The organism is Tepidiphilus baoligensis, from assembly GCF_012911495.1.
In the GTDB taxonomy this organism is placed as follows: Bacteria; Pseudomonadota; Gammaproteobacteria; order Burkholderiales; family Rhodocyclaceae; genus Tepidiphilus; species Tepidiphilus olei.
Genome location: NZ_JAAAUB010000003.1, coordinates 46,546 through 61,853 on the forward strand (window position 1 = coordinate 46,546; position 15,308 = coordinate 61,853).

The 15,308-nt window shown below is 66.2% G+C and carries 17 protein-coding genes and 2 pseudogenes; 14 read left to right on the forward strand and 5 right to left on the reverse strand.

The window, feature by feature from the left end; translation table 11 throughout:
- Window positions 1-12 precede the first annotated feature (12 nt).
- The 3 genes from gshB to GV368_RS03145 are packed head-to-tail and all read right to left on the reverse strand — an operon-like array spanning window position 13 to window position 3,580.
- Window positions 13-960, reverse strand: coding sequence for a glutathione synthase (gshB, locus tag GV368_RS03135; protein WP_169115394.1), 948 nt, complete (start codon window positions 958-960; stop codon window positions 13-15).
- Window positions 957-2,258: a glutamate--cysteine ligase gene (gene gshA / locus GV368_RS03140; protein WP_169115556.1), complete on the reverse strand. Its 1,302-nt coding sequence runs from the start codon at window positions 2,256-2,258 to the stop codon at window positions 957-959. The genes gshB and gshA overlap by 4 nt, the downstream gene beginning before the upstream one ends.
- Window positions 2,259-2,302: 44 nt before the next feature.
- Window positions 2,303-3,580, reverse strand: coding sequence for an HsdM family class I SAM-dependent methyltransferase (locus tag GV368_RS03145; protein WP_169115396.1), 1,278 nt, complete (start codon window positions 3,578-3,580; stop codon window positions 2,303-2,305).
- A gap of 8 nt (window positions 3,581-3,588) precedes the next feature.
- On the opposite strand from GV368_RS03145, the gene GV368_RS03150 reads away from it, so the two are divergent.
- Together GV368_RS03150 and GV368_RS03155 are read left to right on the forward strand one after the other, a co-directional pair.
- Entirely contained in the window at window positions 3,589-4,974 is a 1,386-nt protein-coding gene (locus GV368_RS03150) for a M48 family metalloprotease (RefSeq protein ID WP_206673239.1), read from the forward strand.
- Between the two features lie 72 nt (window positions 4,975-5,046).
- Window positions 5,047-6,018, forward strand: coding sequence for an NAD(P)H-dependent flavin oxidoreductase (locus GV368_RS03155; RefSeq protein ID WP_169115398.1), 972 nt, complete (start codon window positions 5,047-5,049; stop codon window positions 6,016-6,018).
- A 257-nt stretch (window positions 6,019-6,275) separates the two neighbouring features.
- Here the strand turns inward: GV368_RS03155 and GV368_RS11720 are convergent, their stop codons facing one another.
- On the reverse strand, window positions 6,276-6,365 hold the full coding sequence (locus tag GV368_RS11720) for a hypothetical protein (RefSeq protein WP_385916162.1): 90 nt from the start codon (window positions 6,363-6,365) through the stop codon (window positions 6,276-6,278).
- A gap of 151 nt (window positions 6,366-6,516) precedes the next feature.
- Here GV368_RS11720 and GV368_RS03165 point away from each other — a divergent pair, with 151 nt between their 5' ends.
- Genes GV368_RS03165 through GV368_RS03175 form a run of 3 tightly spaced genes read left to right on the forward strand, consistent with a single transcriptional unit; the run spans window position 6,517 to window position 7,976 of the window.
- Window positions 6,517-6,864 (forward strand): CidA/LrgA family protein, encoded by a 348-nt coding sequence (locus tag GV368_RS03165; RefSeq protein WP_169115400.1) that lies wholly within the window; start codon window positions 6,517-6,519, stop codon window positions 6,862-6,864.
- Entirely contained in the window at window positions 6,854-7,573 is a 720-nt protein-coding gene (locus tag GV368_RS03170; RefSeq protein ID WP_178086733.1) for an LrgB family protein, read from the forward strand. The genes GV368_RS03165 and GV368_RS03170 overlap by 11 nt, the downstream gene beginning before the upstream one ends.
- 4 nt (window positions 7,574-7,577) lie before the next feature.
- Window positions 7,578-7,976, forward strand: coding sequence for an RNA-binding S4 domain-containing protein (locus GV368_RS03175; protein WP_169115402.1), 399 nt, complete (start codon window positions 7,578-7,580; stop codon window positions 7,974-7,976).
- Here GV368_RS03175 and GV368_RS03180 read toward each other — a convergent pair whose 3' ends face one another.
- Window positions 7,977-8,396 carry a hypothetical protein gene (locus GV368_RS03180; protein ID WP_169115403.1) on the reverse strand — a complete coding sequence of 140 codons (420 nt, stop codon included), beginning with the start codon at window positions 8,394-8,396 and terminating at the stop codon, window positions 7,977-7,979.
- A 61-nt stretch (window positions 8,397-8,457) separates the two neighbouring features.
- On the opposite strand from GV368_RS03180, the gene GV368_RS03185 reads away from it, so the two are divergent.
- The 9 genes and pseudogenes from GV368_RS03185 (at window position 8,458) to GV368_RS03220 (ending at window position 15,286) form a co-directional block, all read left to right on the forward strand.
- Window positions 8,458-9,156, forward strand: a complete 699-nt coding sequence (locus GV368_RS03185) for an AzlC family ABC transporter permease (RefSeq protein WP_169115404.1) — start codon at window positions 8,458-8,460, stop codon at window positions 9,154-9,156.
- Complete coding sequence (locus GV368_RS03190; RefSeq protein WP_142804000.1) at window positions 9,135-9,470, forward strand: AzlD domain-containing protein; 336 nt, start codon at window positions 9,135-9,137, stop codon at window positions 9,468-9,470. Before GV368_RS03185 ends, GV368_RS03190 begins: the two co-directional genes overlap by 22 nt.
- A gap of 54 nt (window positions 9,471-9,524) precedes the next feature.
- Window positions 9,525-10,148 carry a bifunctional phosphoserine phosphatase/homoserine phosphotransferase ThrH gene (gene thrH / locus GV368_RS03195; protein ID WP_169115405.1) on the forward strand — a complete coding sequence of 208 codons (624 nt, stop codon included), beginning with the start codon at window positions 9,525-9,527 and terminating at the stop codon, window positions 10,146-10,148.
- Window positions 10,145-11,020 carry a formyltetrahydrofolate deformylase gene (gene purU / locus GV368_RS03200; RefSeq protein ID WP_169115406.1) on the forward strand — a complete coding sequence of 292 codons (876 nt, stop codon included), beginning with the start codon at window positions 10,145-10,147 and terminating at the stop codon, window positions 11,018-11,020. Before thrH ends, purU begins: the two co-directional genes overlap by 4 nt.
- Before the next feature lie 177 nt (window positions 11,021-11,197).
- A complete protein-coding gene (locus GV368_RS03205; protein WP_169115407.1) occupies window positions 11,198-11,476 on the forward strand; it encodes an HU family DNA-binding protein in 279 nt (92 codons plus the stop codon).
- A 442-nt stretch (window positions 11,477-11,918) separates the two neighbouring features.
- Entirely contained in the window at window positions 11,919-13,436 is a 1,518-nt protein-coding gene (locus tag GV368_RS03210) for a DEAD/DEAH box helicase (RefSeq protein ID WP_206673240.1), read from the forward strand.
- A gap of 76 nt (window positions 13,437-13,512) precedes the next feature.
- Window positions 13,513-13,704: pseudogene (locus GV368_RS03215) on the forward strand (hypothetical protein); the annotation flags it as partial.
- A pseudogene (locus tag GV368_RS11490) lies at window positions 13,695-13,832 on the forward strand (sulfurtransferase-like selenium metabolism protein YedF); the annotation flags it as partial. The pseudogenes GV368_RS03215 and GV368_RS11490, both read left to right, overlap by 10 nt.
- Window positions 13,833-13,930: 98 nt before the next feature.
- Entirely contained in the window at window positions 13,931-15,286 is a 1,356-nt protein-coding gene (locus GV368_RS03220) for an NAD(P)/FAD-dependent oxidoreductase (RefSeq protein ID WP_169115408.1), read from the forward strand.
- Window positions 15,287-15,308: the final 22 nt, after the last annotated feature.

The following is a 15,308-nucleotide window of genomic DNA, read 5'->3' on the forward strand; positions in this document are numbered from 1 at the left end:
GCGCTGCCGTGCTCAGGCGGCGGCAAGGCGCTCGAGCGCCGCGATCACTTCATTGGCCACGCTGAAGCCGGTCTGGGCCGCGATCTCCACCATGCAGGTGGGGCTGGTGACGTTGATCTCGGTGAGCCGTCCGCCGATGAGATCGAGCCCCACGATCAAGAGGCCGCGCTGCCACAAGACGGAGGCGAGCGCTTCGGCCACTTCCCGCTCGGCTGCGGTGAGGGGCACGGCCACGCCGCGTCCGCCCGCGGCGAGGTTGCCGCGCGTCTCGCCGGGTTTGGGGATACGGGCGAGCGCATACGGCATCACCTTGCCGGCGATCAAGAGCACCCGTTTGTCGCCGTCGCGGATCTGCGGAAGGTATTCCTGGGCCATGATGGTGCGGTGCCCGTGGTGCGTCAGGGTCTCGACGATGGCGTAACGGTTGTGATCCTCGCGATGCACGCGAAAGATCTGGCTGCCGCCCATGCCGTCGAGCGGCTTGAGGATCACGTCGCCCTGGGCGTCGATGAAGGCGTGGATGCGCTGCGGATCGCGCGCGACGATCGTGGTCGGCGTGAACCGGGGAAATTCCAGGATGGATAGTTTCTCAGAATGATCGCGGATCGCCCGCGGTCGATTCCAGACGCGGGCGCCCTGTGCTTCGGCGCGCTCGAGCAACCAGGTGGCGGTGAGATACTCGAAGTCGAACGGGGGGTCCTGGCGCATGAGGATGGCGTCGAACTCGTCGGCGCGCACCCGCGCTTCGGAGACGATCTCATACCAGGCGCCGGCCCCGCCCCCGGTGAGTGCGACGAGCTGGGCCGTGAGCCACACGGCGCCTTCTTCCCACTCGAGCCCCTCGCGCTGGCAGGTCCAGACTTCGTGGCCGCGTGCCTGGGCGGCGCGCATCATGGCGATGGAGGAGTCTTTCGTCACCTTGAGCTTGCCCAGGGGGTCGACGAGAAACGCGAGTTTCATGCCGCTTCTCCTTGTTCTTCGAAACGGGTGACGAGCTCTTCGATCTCGATGGCGGCGGCGAGCAGGCCCAGGCGCGCCACCACGCCGTAGGCGTAGAAACGGTTGGGTTCGGCGTCGGGAGCGAGGCCCGAATCGGGCAGCGAGCAGCTCGAAGCGAAGCGCAGCGGCTCGAAGTGCATGCCCGGCGCATTGAGATTTTCATCGGGGCCGCGTTCGGTGTGCATACGGTAGAAACCGCCCACGACGTAGTGATCGATCATATAGACGACCGGTTCGCACACCGCCTCCCCGAGCCGCTCGAAGGTGGGCACGCCTTCCTGCACGATCACCTGGTGGACTTCCAGCCCTTCTTTCACTTTGGCCATCTTGTTGCGCTGCCGCCGCGAGAGTTCGCGCAGCTCAGCCGGATCCTTGACCGTCATCACGCCCATGCCGTAGGTGCCGGCGTCGGCCTTGACCACGAGGAAAGGCTCTTGGTCGATGCCGCGGGCGGCGTAGGCTGCGCGGATCTCGGCGAAGAGCTCGGAGGCGGTGTCGGCGAGCCGGTCTTCGCCCTCCTTGCTCTGGAAATCCAAACCGGATACGACCCGGTGCGCCGGGACGAGGTACCAGGGATCGAGGCCGATCGCCTCGGCGAAGTCGGTGGCGACGCGAGCGTAGATCTCGGCGTGGTGTGATTTGCGTCGAGTATGCCAGCCGGCCACCAGGGGCGGAATCACGTTCTGTTCGCTGAGGCCGCGTAGAATCGGCGGCACGCCAGCCGAGAGGTCGTTGTTGAGCAGGATGGCGCAGGGGTCGAAGTCGGCGAGCCCCAGCCGGTTGCCGCGGCGCACCAAGGGCTCGACGAGCACGTGCTCGCCTTCGGCCGCTTCGAGCGCGGTCGGGGCGGTGATCTCGGGCAGCAGCGAGCCGATGCGCACTTCAAGGCCGGCTAGCCTCAGGATGCGCTGCAGGCGAGCGACGTTGAGCAGGTAGTAGCGGTTGCGCGTGTGGTTCTCGGGTATGAGGAGCAGGCGCTTGGCTTCGGGACAGACACGCTCGATCGCCACTTGCGTCGCCTGTACCGCCAAGGGCAGGAAGTCGTCGGAGAGGTTGTTGAAGCCGCCGGGAAAGAGATTGAGATCGACCGGCGCGAGTTTGAATCCGGCGTTGCGCAGGTCGGTGGAGGCATAGAAAGGAGGCGTATGCTCGCTGAAACCGCCGCGGAACCATTGTTCGATCGCCGGCAGCTCTGCGAGGAACTGGCGCTCGATGGCCAGTAGCGGCCCACTGAGGGCGGTCGTGAGGTGGGGGACCATCATGAGAGGCATCCTTGCGGGGAGTTCGTCCGCGATTGTACCGGTTACGCCGCCTCGTCACACCGCCCGGGCAGGAAGCGGGCAAAGGAGGCGGGCAGCGGCGCGCGCTCCAGGCTGCGCTGCGAGAAGATGAAGCGCCCGTCGCACACGAAGCCGAGTTCGGCCCAGGGGACTTCGTCGTTGAGCGCGGCGGCGAGCTTGGCAGGATCGAGGTTCGGGTCGTGGGGAAAGATCGCCAGCACGCTGCCGTCCCAATCCCGGCAAGGATGGACGAAGAAGGGGCGCGGAGCGCGGGTGCGGCCGTTTACGTACACCCGCGGCGCGTCGCTCTCGCGATGGTAGCGCCCCCATTCCCACCAGTTATTCTCATCAAAATCCCGAACGCGCCGCGCGAGTAGCCGTTCGCGAAAGGGAATCAGTTCCGGAGGTGGCGGCTCGCCGGGACGCACGAAGCGCATGGGCCGAGTGCGGCCATCGCGCACGGTGGAGGAACAGACGAATGCGCGGTTCGCCCAGCGGGGGTCGGCGTAGATCTCGTCCGCCCCGGAGACGGCACCGACGCACACTCGGGCGATCTGCGACAGGCGCAGGGGATACGTGTCGCGCACGAAGGCGAGGTGCCCGTCGTGTTCGAGCACGGTGCGCGCTTCCCACGGTGGCGGGATCTCGTCGTCAGTAACAGGCAGAACGGCGGTGAGCGCGGCGAGCCGTTCCTGCCAGCCGGGTTCACGTCCCAGCTCGGCGTAGCGCAGCGTGCGTGCGCGCCGGCCGCGCTCGAAGCGCCAGATGAGGCAATTGGGCACGGCGCCGGCAAAGAGGCGCGCATCGCCCGTGTCGATCACTTCGGTGAAACTGCCTTCCGCGAGCAGCCAGCGGTTGAGCCGCCGGGCGGCGGTCGCCTTGAGGAAATCGCGCGGGGTAATGAAGATGAGCTCGCCGCCGGGTTCGAGGTGGCGCACGGCCTTCTCGATGAAATGCAGGTAGAGATTGGCGTGGCCGTCGAGCAGGCGGCTTTCGAGCCGCGCGGCGGTCTCTGGCAGTACGTCGCGACGGCGCACGTAGGGGGGGTTGCCGATGATGGTGGCGAAGGTTTCGTGCTCGGGCAGGGCGAAGAAGTCGAGGCAGCGCGCCCGCGGCGGACAGACGCGGGGGTCGAGCTCGCAGGCGAGGGCGTCGGCTTCGAGGTGGCGAAGGAAGGCCCCGTCACCGCAGGCGGGCTCGAGGATGCGGCCGTGGCGGCGGCGCAGGCGCAGCATGGCGCGCACCACGGGCTCGGGCGTGAACACCTGCCCCAGCGCGTCCGGCGGGATTTCTTCTATCATGGAGCGGGATGATAGCTGATTCCGTGCTGCTGCCGCAGGAGGACAAGATGCACGAGACCGCTTGGATGGCGCTTGATGCGCTCGGCCGCCGGCCGATGACACGACGGCAGGCGCTCGCACTGTTGGGGGCGAGTCTGACCGCACCGCTCTTTTCCGGGTGCGCCACTTCGCCGGTCACCGGTGAGACCATCTTCGTCGGCATGAGCGAGGCGCAGGAAATCAGCCTCGATCGCCAGCTCGCCCCGCAGCAGTTCTCTCAAGACTTGGGGCCGATCCCGCAGGCTTCGGTCAATGCCTATGTGAGCGAGGTGGGTGCTCGGGTGCATGCGGTGAGTCATCGTCCGTCTCTGCCATATTCGTATCGTGGACTCAACGCGAATTATCTCAACGCCTACACCTTTCCCGCCGGATCGGTCGGAGTGACGCGGGCCCTGCTGGTGCGGCTTGACGACGAGGCACAGCTCGCGGCAGTGCTCGGCCACGAGATCGGCCACGTCAATGCGCGCCATTCGGCGCAACAGCAGGCCAAGGCGATGCTGGCGCAGGTGGCGCTCACCGCGCTCGATGCGGCCACGAGCAGGAGCGATTGGGGGCAATGGCTGGTGCAGGGTGGGGCGGTGGGCGCAAGTGCCCTGCTCGCATCCTATTCGCGGGAGCAGGAGCGGGAGGCGGATTACCTGGGCCAGCGCTACATGGTGCTCGCCGGCTATCCCGCCAGTGCCATGGTGCGGCTGCACCAGATTTTGCTCGAGGAGGAAAAAACCAGACCGGGGCTGATCGAGACGATGTTTTCGACGCATCCGCTGACCCAGGAGCGGATACAGCGGGCGCAATGGCTGGCCGAGACCGAGTTCGCCGACGGCGAGCGTTTTCCCGTGCAGCGCGAACGCTTCATGGACCGGACGGCGCCGCTGCGCACCTTGCGTCCGACCATCGAGCGTTGCGGTCGCGGCGAAGAGGCGATGGGCGAGAAAAAACTCACCGAGGCCGAGCAGCATTTCCGTGAGGCGGTCAAGCTCACGCCCGATGATTACGCCGCCAATGTGCGCCTGGCGCAGACCCTGCTCGCGCGTGGGCGGCTCGACGAGGCGCGCGCCTATGCCGAGCACGCCCGCTCCGTCTATCCCCAGGAAGCCCAGGCGCACAAGGTGTTGGCCGCGACGGCCCTGCAGCAGCGCCGCTTCGACGAGGCGCTGGTCGCGCTGGAAGCCTACGACCGACTGCTGCCGGGAGATGCCGGTATCACCTTCCTGCGCGGCGTCTCGCTCGAGGGGCTGGGGCGACGGCAGGAGGCGGCGCGCCTCTACGCCGAGGTGGTGCAGCGCACCGGCGGACGCGGTCAGGCGGCGGCTCATGCCCGGCAGCGTCTGCGGCAGTGGGGATATTTGAGGTGAACGATCGTTTGAAATAGCTTTCGAACGAGTGTTAGAATCGAGCGGTCCCTTTTGCCCTCAGGAGAAAAGACCATGCCCGTTCCCGCCGCCTTCACAGGGCGTTTCCGTGTGCCGGTGATCGCCGCGCCCATGTTCCTCGTCTCCGGCCCCGAGCTGGTGATCGCTTGCTGTCAGGCCGGCGTGGCCGGTACCTTCCCCTCGCTCAACGCCCGGCCGGCGAGCGAGCTCGAGGTCTGGCTGTCACGCATCGAGGAGGCGCTGGCGGCCTTTCACCGCGAGCAGCCCGACCAGCCCTGCGCCCCCTATGGGGTGAACCTCATCGTGCATCACACCAATTCCCGTCTGCAGGAAGATCTGGCCTGCATCGTGGCGCACCGCGTGCCCTTCGTCATCACCAGCCTGGGTAATCCCAAGGACATCGTCGAGGCGGTGCACGCCTACGGCGGGCTCGTCTTCCACGACGTGATCCGGGCGCGGCATGCGCGCAAGGCCATCGAAGCCGGCGTCGACGGCATCATCGCCGTATGCGCCGGCGCAGGCGGGCATGCCGGCACGCAGAGCCCTTTCAGCCTGGTGCGCGAGATCCGCGAATTCTGGGAGGGGACCTTGATCCTTGCCGGGGCGATTTCCGACGGCTACGGGGTGCGCGCGGCCGAAGTGCTTGGAGCCGACTTCGCCTATCTCGGCACGCGCTTCATCGCCACCGAGGAGTCGATGGCGCCCCAGCCGTACAAGGAGATGCTGTTGCAGGCGCGCGCCGATGACGTGGTCTATACCGACGCGATCTCGGGGGTCAATGCCAATTTTCTCCAGCCCAGCCTGGAGGCAGCCGGGCTCACACCCGAGAAGCTGCAGCAACTCTCGGGCAAGGGCAAACTACACGACATCGGTTCGGAGGTGCGCGCCTGGCGCGACGTGTGGAGCGCGGGGTACGGCGTGTCGCTCATCCACGAAGTGGTCCCGACGGCGACGCTTGTCGAGCGGCTCGCGCGCGAATACGAAGCGGCCTGCGCCTTGCCGCGCAGCCCGGCACTCGTGCGCTGAATCAGCGAAGGGGGGCGGAGGCTTTCCCGGCCGCTTGTCTGCCGCCGTCGCCCTTTCCGTCTCGTCCTCTCGGGTGAGTACCGCTTCGCGCGGCGGATGCAGTTTCACCGGTTTTGGTGACATTTTTTGCCGCATGCGGAGGTTGAGCATCTCGACGCCGAGCGAAAAAGCCATGGCGAAATAGACGTAGCCCTTGGGCACGTGCAAACCGAAACGCTCGGCGATCAAGAAGAGTGCGCCGATCACCCCGAGAAAGCTCAGCGCGAGCATTTGATGGTGGGTTGCCGCTCCGGTGGCAGGCGACTGACGAGAACGGCGATCATGATGACGTTGTCGATGCCGAGCACGATCTCGAGCGCGGTGAGGGTGATGACGAGCGATCCATAGGGAAGGATCGAGCAGGGCGGCCATGGGCAAATGTGTCCGCCTCGCGGGAACGGTTTTCGCTAGAATGGGAAGACCGCGGCCCGAGGTGCCGCACGCGATGGAGTCGATCACATGCTGTGGGGTCTCACGGCCTTGCTGGCACTGCAGCTCGCAGGTGAAGTGGTGGTGCGGTTCTTTCATTGGCCGGTACCCGGACCCGTGATGGGGTTGGTATTTGCCCTCGCGCTCCTTTTACCGTTGGGGCGGGTACCCAAACCGCTGGAAGAAGCAGGGGGGACGCTGCTGCGCCACCTCTCGCTGCTCTTCGTGCCGGCAGGGGTGGGGGTGGTCGCGCATTGGGAGCGCTTGCAGCAGTCCTGGCTGGTGCTCGGCGTGGTGCTGTTGGTGAGCACGCTCCTGGGGCTGGCGGTCTCGGCCTGGGTGTTCGAACGGCTGGCGGGAGGGGAAGATGCCTTTTGAGGCGATCGCGCCCTGGCGCGAGCTCTGGGTGTATCTGTCGGCCACCCCGCTCTTCAGTCTCACGGTCACGCTGGTGGTGTATCTCGTCTGGGAATGGGTGCATCGGAGAAGCGGCTTGCATCCCCTGCTCAATCCCGTCGCCTGGAGCATCGCTATTCTCGGGGCGCTGCTCTTGTGGTCCGGCCTGCCTTATCCGGCTTATTTCGCCGGGGCCCAGTTCATCCACTTTCTCTTGGGGCCGGCGACGGTGGCTCTGGCGATCCCGCTCTTTCACCAGCGCCGCCGCGTGGCGGCCCACGCCAAGGCGGTGGCCGCGGCGCTCGTGGTCGGCTCGGTGACGGCCGCCGGCAGCGCCGTGGCCCTTGGGGCCGCGCTGGGGTTGGACGCGACCATGCTGCGCACGCTCGCACCCAAGTCGGTGACGAGCCCGATCGCCATGGCGGTGAGCGAGCAAATGGGCGGCATCCCGGCGCTCGCGGCGGTGTTCGTCATCCTCACCGGCATCCTCGGAGCGCTCTTCGGGCCGCTGCTCTTCGCGCTCATGCGGGTGCGCTCTTCCGCGGCCAAGGGTCTGGCGCTGGGCGTGGTCACCCACGGCATCGGCACGGCCCGCGCCATGCAGATCGATCCCATGGCCGGCGCCTTCGCCGCCTTGGGCATGGGACTCAATGGGGTGGTGACGGCGGTGGTCTTGCCGTGGCTGGGGTGAATCGATGAACGGACGGAAAGCGGCCGGCGATGCCAGGGAGCGGGTGCGCCTGGACAAATGGCTGTGGGCGGCGCGGTTTTTCAAGACGCGTACGCTCGCGCAGGAGGCGATCGAGGGCGGTCACGTCAAGGTGCAGGGGGCGCGGACCAAGCCCTCGCACGAGGTGAAGCCGGGTGAGCGACTCACGATCACCATTGGCGAGTACACCTGGGAAATTACGGTCCTGGCGATCTCGGCCCGGCGAGGCCCGGCGAGCGAGGCTCGGCTTCTCTACGAAGAGGATCCGGAGAGCCTCGCGCGGCGGCAAGAAGCGGTGGCACGCAAACGCGAACGGCGTGAGCCGCGCGTGCGCGGGGACGCGGTGGATCGGGCGAAGCTGCGCGCCCTCAAGCGTGGTGGGTGATCACTGTAGTGAGGCCGGAACCCCTGGATCTGCCGGAGGGGCGGATTCCGGAAGGGGAGGCGTTGGAGCGTTCGGCGCCGGTTCAGTAGAAGTTCCCTGTTTTTCCGCCTGTTCGCGTTCGCGCGCCTCTTTGGCTTCTTTCTTGCGCTCGATCTCGATCTGGCGGGCCTGGATTTCGAGCTGGCGGGCCTTTTGCAGCATCTCGAGGCGCTTCTCGTGGGCTTCGTCGATGCAGGCGTTGACGAGGAAGCGCTTCTGGCACTCGATGCGGGCGCGGTTGACGACCTCGTCGGCCTCGCGGCGCAGCTGCCGCGCTTCTTCGCGCATGCGTTTGACCTCGTCGTCGGTGGTGGCGACGGTGGCGGCGACGGCGGACAGTCCGAGGATGAACAGGCCGATGAACGCGAGAGAGCGGCTCATGGAAGAGATGAACGATGGAAGAATGAAATATTTTACTCCTTCGGAGGAAAAGGGGAATGGTATGCAAGCACCTTGGCGACGAGGTCTGCGGGATGGAATTCCCATCGCCCTGGGTTATCTGCCGGTGGGGGTGACCTTCGGGGTGGTGGCGACGCAGCAGGGGATGAGCGCGATGGAAGCCACGCTCACCTCGCTCATCGTCTATTCGGGAGCAGCGCAATTCATGCTGGTGGGGCTGCTCGCGGCAGGCACGCCGATGGTGCTGACCGTCGGTCTCTGCCTGCTGCTCAATGCCCGCCATGCACTCTACGGTCCGGCGATCGCCGCCTATCTGCCGGCGGCTCCATCGCGCTTGGCCGGTCTGGCTTTCGGGCTCACCGACGAGGTGTTCGCCGTGGCCCTGGGACGATTGCCGCAACAGCCGGCCGCCCAGCGTCCCCTCTGGCTCGCCGGGGTAGAGGTCATGGCCTATGGGTCGTGGGTGGGCGCGAGCGCGGCCGGGGCGCTCGCGGGCGACTGGATCCGCGCTCATTTGCCGCTGCTCGCCGAATCTTTGCCGATCGCCCTGTCGGCGCTCTTCCTCGTCCTGCTGCTACCCCATGCCCAGGCGCCGCGGCGCGGGGCGATCCTGGTGACGGTGACTTTGGCCGCCGCCTTCGCCTGGGCGCAGCACGCGGCGCTGGGGCTACTGCTCGCGGCGGTGCTCGGTGCGCTCCTGGCAGGAATCGGGGAGGTGCGATGCGCACGGAAATCCTCTTGATGCTCTTGGCGATCGGCCTGGGGACCTATGCCCTGCGCGCCTTGCCGCTCATCGGGGCGCGCCGGCTCGACCCGGCGGGCAAGGTGTTTCGCGCCCTACAACTCCTCGGGCCGATGTTGATCGCCGCCTTGCTGGGGGTGTCGGTGATCGGCGACGTGCGCGGTTACGGAGCGGGCGGCTGGCTACCCGAACTGCTCGGTTTGGGCGCGGCGCTGGCGGTGCAGCGCCGCTTCGGCGGCTTCGTCGCGCCCATTCTCGCCGGCGTGGCGGCCTGCGCCCTCGGTTTGACCCTGCTGCGCTCGTGGGGAGGGTGAATCGGGTAGAATGCCCCGTTGTCTCGTACGTTTTTGGTATCCGGGAGTCGTCACATGGAACTCGTCTGCCTCGATGTCGAAGGGGTGCTGATCCCCGAAATCTGGATCGCGTTCGCCGAGCGCACGGGGATCGCCGAATTCCGGCGCACCACGCGCGACGAGCCAGATTACGACAAACTCATGCGCTATCGTCTGACGCTCCTGGAGCGCCACGGCCTGCGTCTGCCGGACATCGAGGCGGTGATCGCTTCGATGACGCCCCTGCCCGGCGCCAAAGCCTTCCTGGACGCGCTGCGCGAGCGCTATCAGGTGATCCTACTCTCCGATACCTTCCAGGAATTCGCGCGCCCCTTGATGCGCCAGCTCGGCTGGCCCACCCTTTTTTGCCATTCGCTGGAAGTGGACGAAACCGGTCGCGTGGTGAATTACCGCCTGCGCCTGCCCAATCAAAAACAGGAGGCGGTGCACCACCTCAAGGCGCTCAATTTCCGCGTCGTGGCCGCCGGGGATTCCTACAACGACACGACCATGCTCGGCGAAGCGCACGCCGGCATCCTCTTTCGCGCCCCGGAAAACGTCGTGCGCGAATTTCCCCAATTTCCCCACGTCACCGATTATGCCGCGCTGCGTACCCTGATCGACGAATCCTTCGCCCGGCTGCGGGAGTCGGCGCGATGAGCAAGGAGCGGCGTTATACGCTCACCGCCTCCTGCCCCGACCGGGTCGGGCTGGTGGCCAAGGTGGCCGGTTTCATCGCCGAACATGGCGGCTGGATCCTCGAGACCAACCTGCACGCGGAGCCACCGGGGCCATTGGCGCCGAGCGGCCGTTTCTTCATGCGTTTCGAGATCCGTGCCGACAGCATGCCGCTCTTGTTGGCCGAATTGCGCGAGCGATTCACCCCTCTGGCCGAATCGCTGGAGATGGACTGGCACATCAGCGACTCGGCGGTGAAGAAACGCGTCGTCATCCTCGTCTCACGCCAGGAGCATTGTCTCTACGATCTGCTGTCGCGCTGGCACAGCCACGAGCTCGACGTGGATATTCCCTGCGTGATTTCGAATCACGAAGATTTGCGCGGTTTCGTCGAGTGGCACGGTATTCCCTTCCTGCACGTGCCGGTGACGCCGGACAACAAGCCGGCGGCTTTCGCCGAGATCCGGCGCATTTTCGAAGAGGTGGGGGGCGACGTGATGGTGCTCGCGCGCTACATGCAGATCCTGCCCCCCGAACTGTGCCGTGCCTACCCGGCGCGCATCATCAACATCCACCACAGCTTTCTGCCCAGCTTCGTCGGCGCGCGGCCCTACCACCAGGCCTGGGAGCGGGGGGTGAAACTCATCGGCGCCACCTGTCATTACGTCACCGAGGAGCTCGACCAGGGACCGATCATCGAGCAGGACGTCATTCGCGTCGATCATTCGGACACGGTGGACGACATGGTGCGCTACGGCAAAGACATCGAGAAGACGGTGCTCTCGCGCGGATTGCGCTACCACATCGAGGACCGGGTGTTGGTCCATGGCAACAAAACCATCGTGTTTCGCTGAGATCGCCCCCGATTCGTCATGAAATCTTTCGTGGGATCCAGCATCATTTGACGCACAGGCCCGATTTTGCGGCAGAATAGCGCGTACGTGCGAAAGGTGGGGGGGCACGATGCGGTAGAGTTGGCTGAGCAGCGGCTCATCCATTTTTTCATTTCAACCAAAATAGCGAGGTATGCGATGAACAAAGGTGAATTCGTCGAAGCGTTGGCCGATGCGCTGGGATCGAGCCGTGCCGAAGCCGAGCGGGCGCTCGGCGCGGTGCTAGAGTTGATCGCCGAGCGCTTGGAGCAGGGGGAGAAGGTGGTGTTTACCGGTTTTGGCTCCTTCGAGGTGGCCGAGCGCGGAGCTCGCACCGGCCGCAACCCGCAAACCGGTGCCGCCATCCAAATTCCGGCCACCAAGGTGCCGAAGTTTTCGCCCGGCGCAGCGCTGAAGAAACGCATCGCCGGTAAGTGATGCCCGCTGCGCGGTTCACCCGCGCGCGAAGGCCTGCGGTGCGCACCACCGCGGGCCGTTCTTTTTGGGGGGTTGCCTTGACGGCCACGCTCGATCCGCGCACTGCCCGCATCATTCCCTGGATCGTCGCCTCGGCGTTGGATCAGCGAAGGACGAAATTTTTCTTGCATCATGGAAGTAGCCTGTGCTATGATTGTAAAAGTTGTGCCACACAGTCGATGGAATTTCTCTGGATCGTACGATCCGCTTCTCCTGGGGACTGTCGCCACAGCCCCGTCGCGCTTGCGTGAATCTTCGTCGCGCTGCTCCTGACGCCGTATTCCACGGCGGCCTCGGTCTTCGTTTCCGGGTTTCGGGCGGGCGCCCGCGCATTCGACGGTAACTCGCCGTGCCGCTGCCATCCGGCGGCGGAGGCGGCTTTTCCGACTCCGAAACTGGACTCATGATGACCGAAAATACCGCAACGACTCCTTCCCTTTCCTTCGCCGACCTGGGCCTGCCGGAGGCGCTCGTCGCCGCCGTGGCGCAAAGCGGCTACACGACGCCCACCGAGGTACAGGCGCGTGCCATCCCGGCCGTGCTCGCCGGGGCCGATCTGCTCGTCTCCTCGCACACCGGTAGCGGCAAGACCGCGGCCTTCGCGCTGCCCCTTCTGGCGCGCCTGGCGCTGCCGCGGCGCCACGCCGGCCGCTCGGCCCGTGTGCTGGTGCTCACTCCCACGCGCGAGCTCGCGCAGCAGGTGGAGAAATCCTTCCGCACCTATGGCCGCGGCCTGCGCCGCCTCAAGACCGTGGTGCTGGTGGGGGGCATGCCCTTCGGCCCGCAGCGCCGTGATCTCTCCGGCCCGGTGGACGTGATCGTGGCCACGCCCGGCCGCCTGATGGATCACATGCAGCAGAGAACCGTGTCGCTCGACGGGATCGAATCCTTGGTGCTCGACGAGGCCGACCGCATGCTCGACATGGGCTTCATCGACGACATCCGTGCCATCGCCGAATCCCTGCCTGCTTCGCGCCAGACGCTGCTCTTCTCCGCCACGCTCGACGGGGTGGTGGGGCGGCTCGCGCTCTCGCTCACCCATGAGCCGCAGCGCATCGAAATCACCACGACGCCGGTGCAGGAAGCCAAGATCGAGGAGCGTCTCATGCTCATCGACGGCTTCGAACACAAGCATCGTCTGCTGGAAAAAATCTTGGGCGATGGCGAGCTGCAGCAGGCGGTGGTCTTCACGGCAACGAAGCGCAGCGCCGAGGAGCTCACCGAACGCATGGTCGGCTGGGGGATGCGCGCGGCGGCTTTGCACGGCGATATGAACCAACGCGCGCGCACGCGCACGCTCGACCGGCTGCGCCGCGGCGAGGTGCAGGTGCTGGTGGCCACCGACGTGGCCGCGCGCGGCATCGACGTGGCCGGCATCAGCCACGTGATCAACTTCGATCCGCCGCGCCAGGCCGAAGACTACGTGCACCGCATTGGCCGGACCGGCCGGGCAGGGCGCAGCGGCGTGGCGATCACCCTCACACACCCCAACGAGATGCGCACCATCGGGGCGATCGAGCGCTTCACCGGCCGCCGCTTGGCCGAGCACGTGATCGAAGGGCTGGAACCGCGCGCGCCGCGCCGTCCGGCTGGCGCTGGCCGCGGCGGCTTCGAGGGTCCGCGCAGCGGCAAGCCCTCCGGTTCGCGTACCACCGCGCCGCGGCGCAGCGAGGATTCGCCCCGTCGTTGGGGCGATTCCCCCCGCAGCCACGAAGGCCGGCAGGAACGAGCGGCGGCCCCGCGTGCGTACGGCGAGACGGCGCCGCGCTCGGAATTCGAGCGCCGGGTGCGGGGTGACGAGGGGGCGCGCCAAACCTTGGGCGTGTCCGGCGAGCGCAAGCCGCGCGGCAGCTGGGGCAACAAAGACCACCATCCCCAGCGTGACGGCGAGGGCTGGGGGCGTCGCCGCCGCGATCGCTGAGCATACGATCATCGCTTGCCGCGAAGCCAAGGGGCGATAGAATAGAGCCCTTCTCCCTCGGGAAGGGGAAGCGCCCATGTCCTCCTCGCTGCGTCAACGGTTTTTCGTCAATTTTTGGCCGCCGATCCCCACGCTCGTCGCGTTGGGGGTCGCTTCGGCCTATTATTTTGCCCTCACTGGCACCTTCTGGGCCGTCACCGGCGAATTCACCCGCTGGGGCGGCCATGTGCTTGCCTGGTTTGGTCTGAATCCGCAGGAATGGAGTTGGTGACCGATGGTTCGCAATCGTTCCATGGCATCCCCGAAGATGCTACGCGCCATGGCTATCATTGCCTGGCGGTGGAGCAGCACGGGCCGTTGTTCCGTTTCCTCATCGAGGTGCCGGCGCCGGAGTGAGTGGGCGTTACGACCCTATGGCATTAAAAAATAAAAATAATGGCATCATTGTCCTACAATGGATGGTGAAAAAACTCGTTCGCACGAAGGAGGGGAAGATGAAAGACGATGAACGTTTGGAGGAGTTCGGGGCCCGCGTCGGCGTGCACGGCGACCGGCGCAGATTTCTGTCGCTTGGACTGGGCGGGGTGCTGCTTTCCGCCGTGCCGCTGCGCTCCGTTCAGGCCGCCGAGCGCTTGAAGAGCTCGGCGCGCATCGTGATCGCCGGGGCGGGCGCCGCCGGGCTTGCCGCGGCAGCCCGTCTTGCGGCTCGGCTCGATGGGGCCAAGATCACCCTCATCGACGCGCGCAAGGAGCACCTCTATCAGCCCGGCTACACCCTGGTGGCCGCCGGCATCAAGCCGCAGGATTACGTCGTGGTTGGCCGCACGGCCGACTTCGTGCCGCGTGGCGTCGAGCTGCTCGAGGAATCCGTGGCCGAGTTCGATCCGGAAGGCAATCGCGTGGTCACGAGTTCGGGCAAGACGATAAATTATGACTATCTCATCGTGACCGCTGGCCTCAAACTCGATTACGACGCGCTCGAAGGCATGGACGTGTCGCGCATCGGCAAGGATGGCCTGGGCAGCGTCTATCTCAGTCCGGCTGCGGCTGCGGCCACCTGGGCTCTGGTCGACGATTTCACCCGCCGCGGCGGCGTGGGCGTGTTCTGCCGTCCGGCCACCGAGATGAAGTGCGCCGGCGCTCCGCTCAAGCATACCTTCATCACCGAGGATTATTTCCGCCGGCGCGGCACCCGCGGCAAGGCCGAGCTCATCTATCACGCGCACAACAAAGCCTTGTTCAGCGTGCCCATCGTCAGCGAAAAAGTGCGCATGCTCTTTCGCGAGCGCGGCATCAAGACGCGCTACGACCACGTGCTCACCGGCATCGACATCGGGCGGCGCATCGCGGTGTTCACCACGCCGCAGGGCAAGGTGGAGCAGCCCTACGATTTCATCAATGTCATTCCGCCGATGCGTGCGCCCGACCCCGTGCGATTCAGCCCTCTGGCCTGGCAGACGGGGGACTTTGCCGCCGACGGTTGGATGGAGGTCGACCGCGCCACCTTGCGCCACAAGCGCTTTCCCAACGTCTTCGGCGTGGGGGACGTGGCCGGGGTGCCCAAGGGCAAGACGGCGGCGAGCGTGAAGTGGCAGGTGCCGGTGGCGGTGGATCATCTGCTCGCCGATCTGGCCGGAGGCAAGAGCGAGCAACGCTATGAAGGCTACACGTCCTGCCCCCTGATCACGCGGCTGGGGCGCGCAATGCTGGTGGAGTTTGATTACGAGAACAACCTGGTGCCTTCGTTTCCGGGGGTCGTGGCACCGCTCGAAGAGCTATGGGTGACCTGGGTGATGAAAACGATGGCGCTCAAGCCGACTTATGTGGCGATGCTACGAGGCCGCGCCTGAAAGGCGCTTGCGGGAAGGGGGA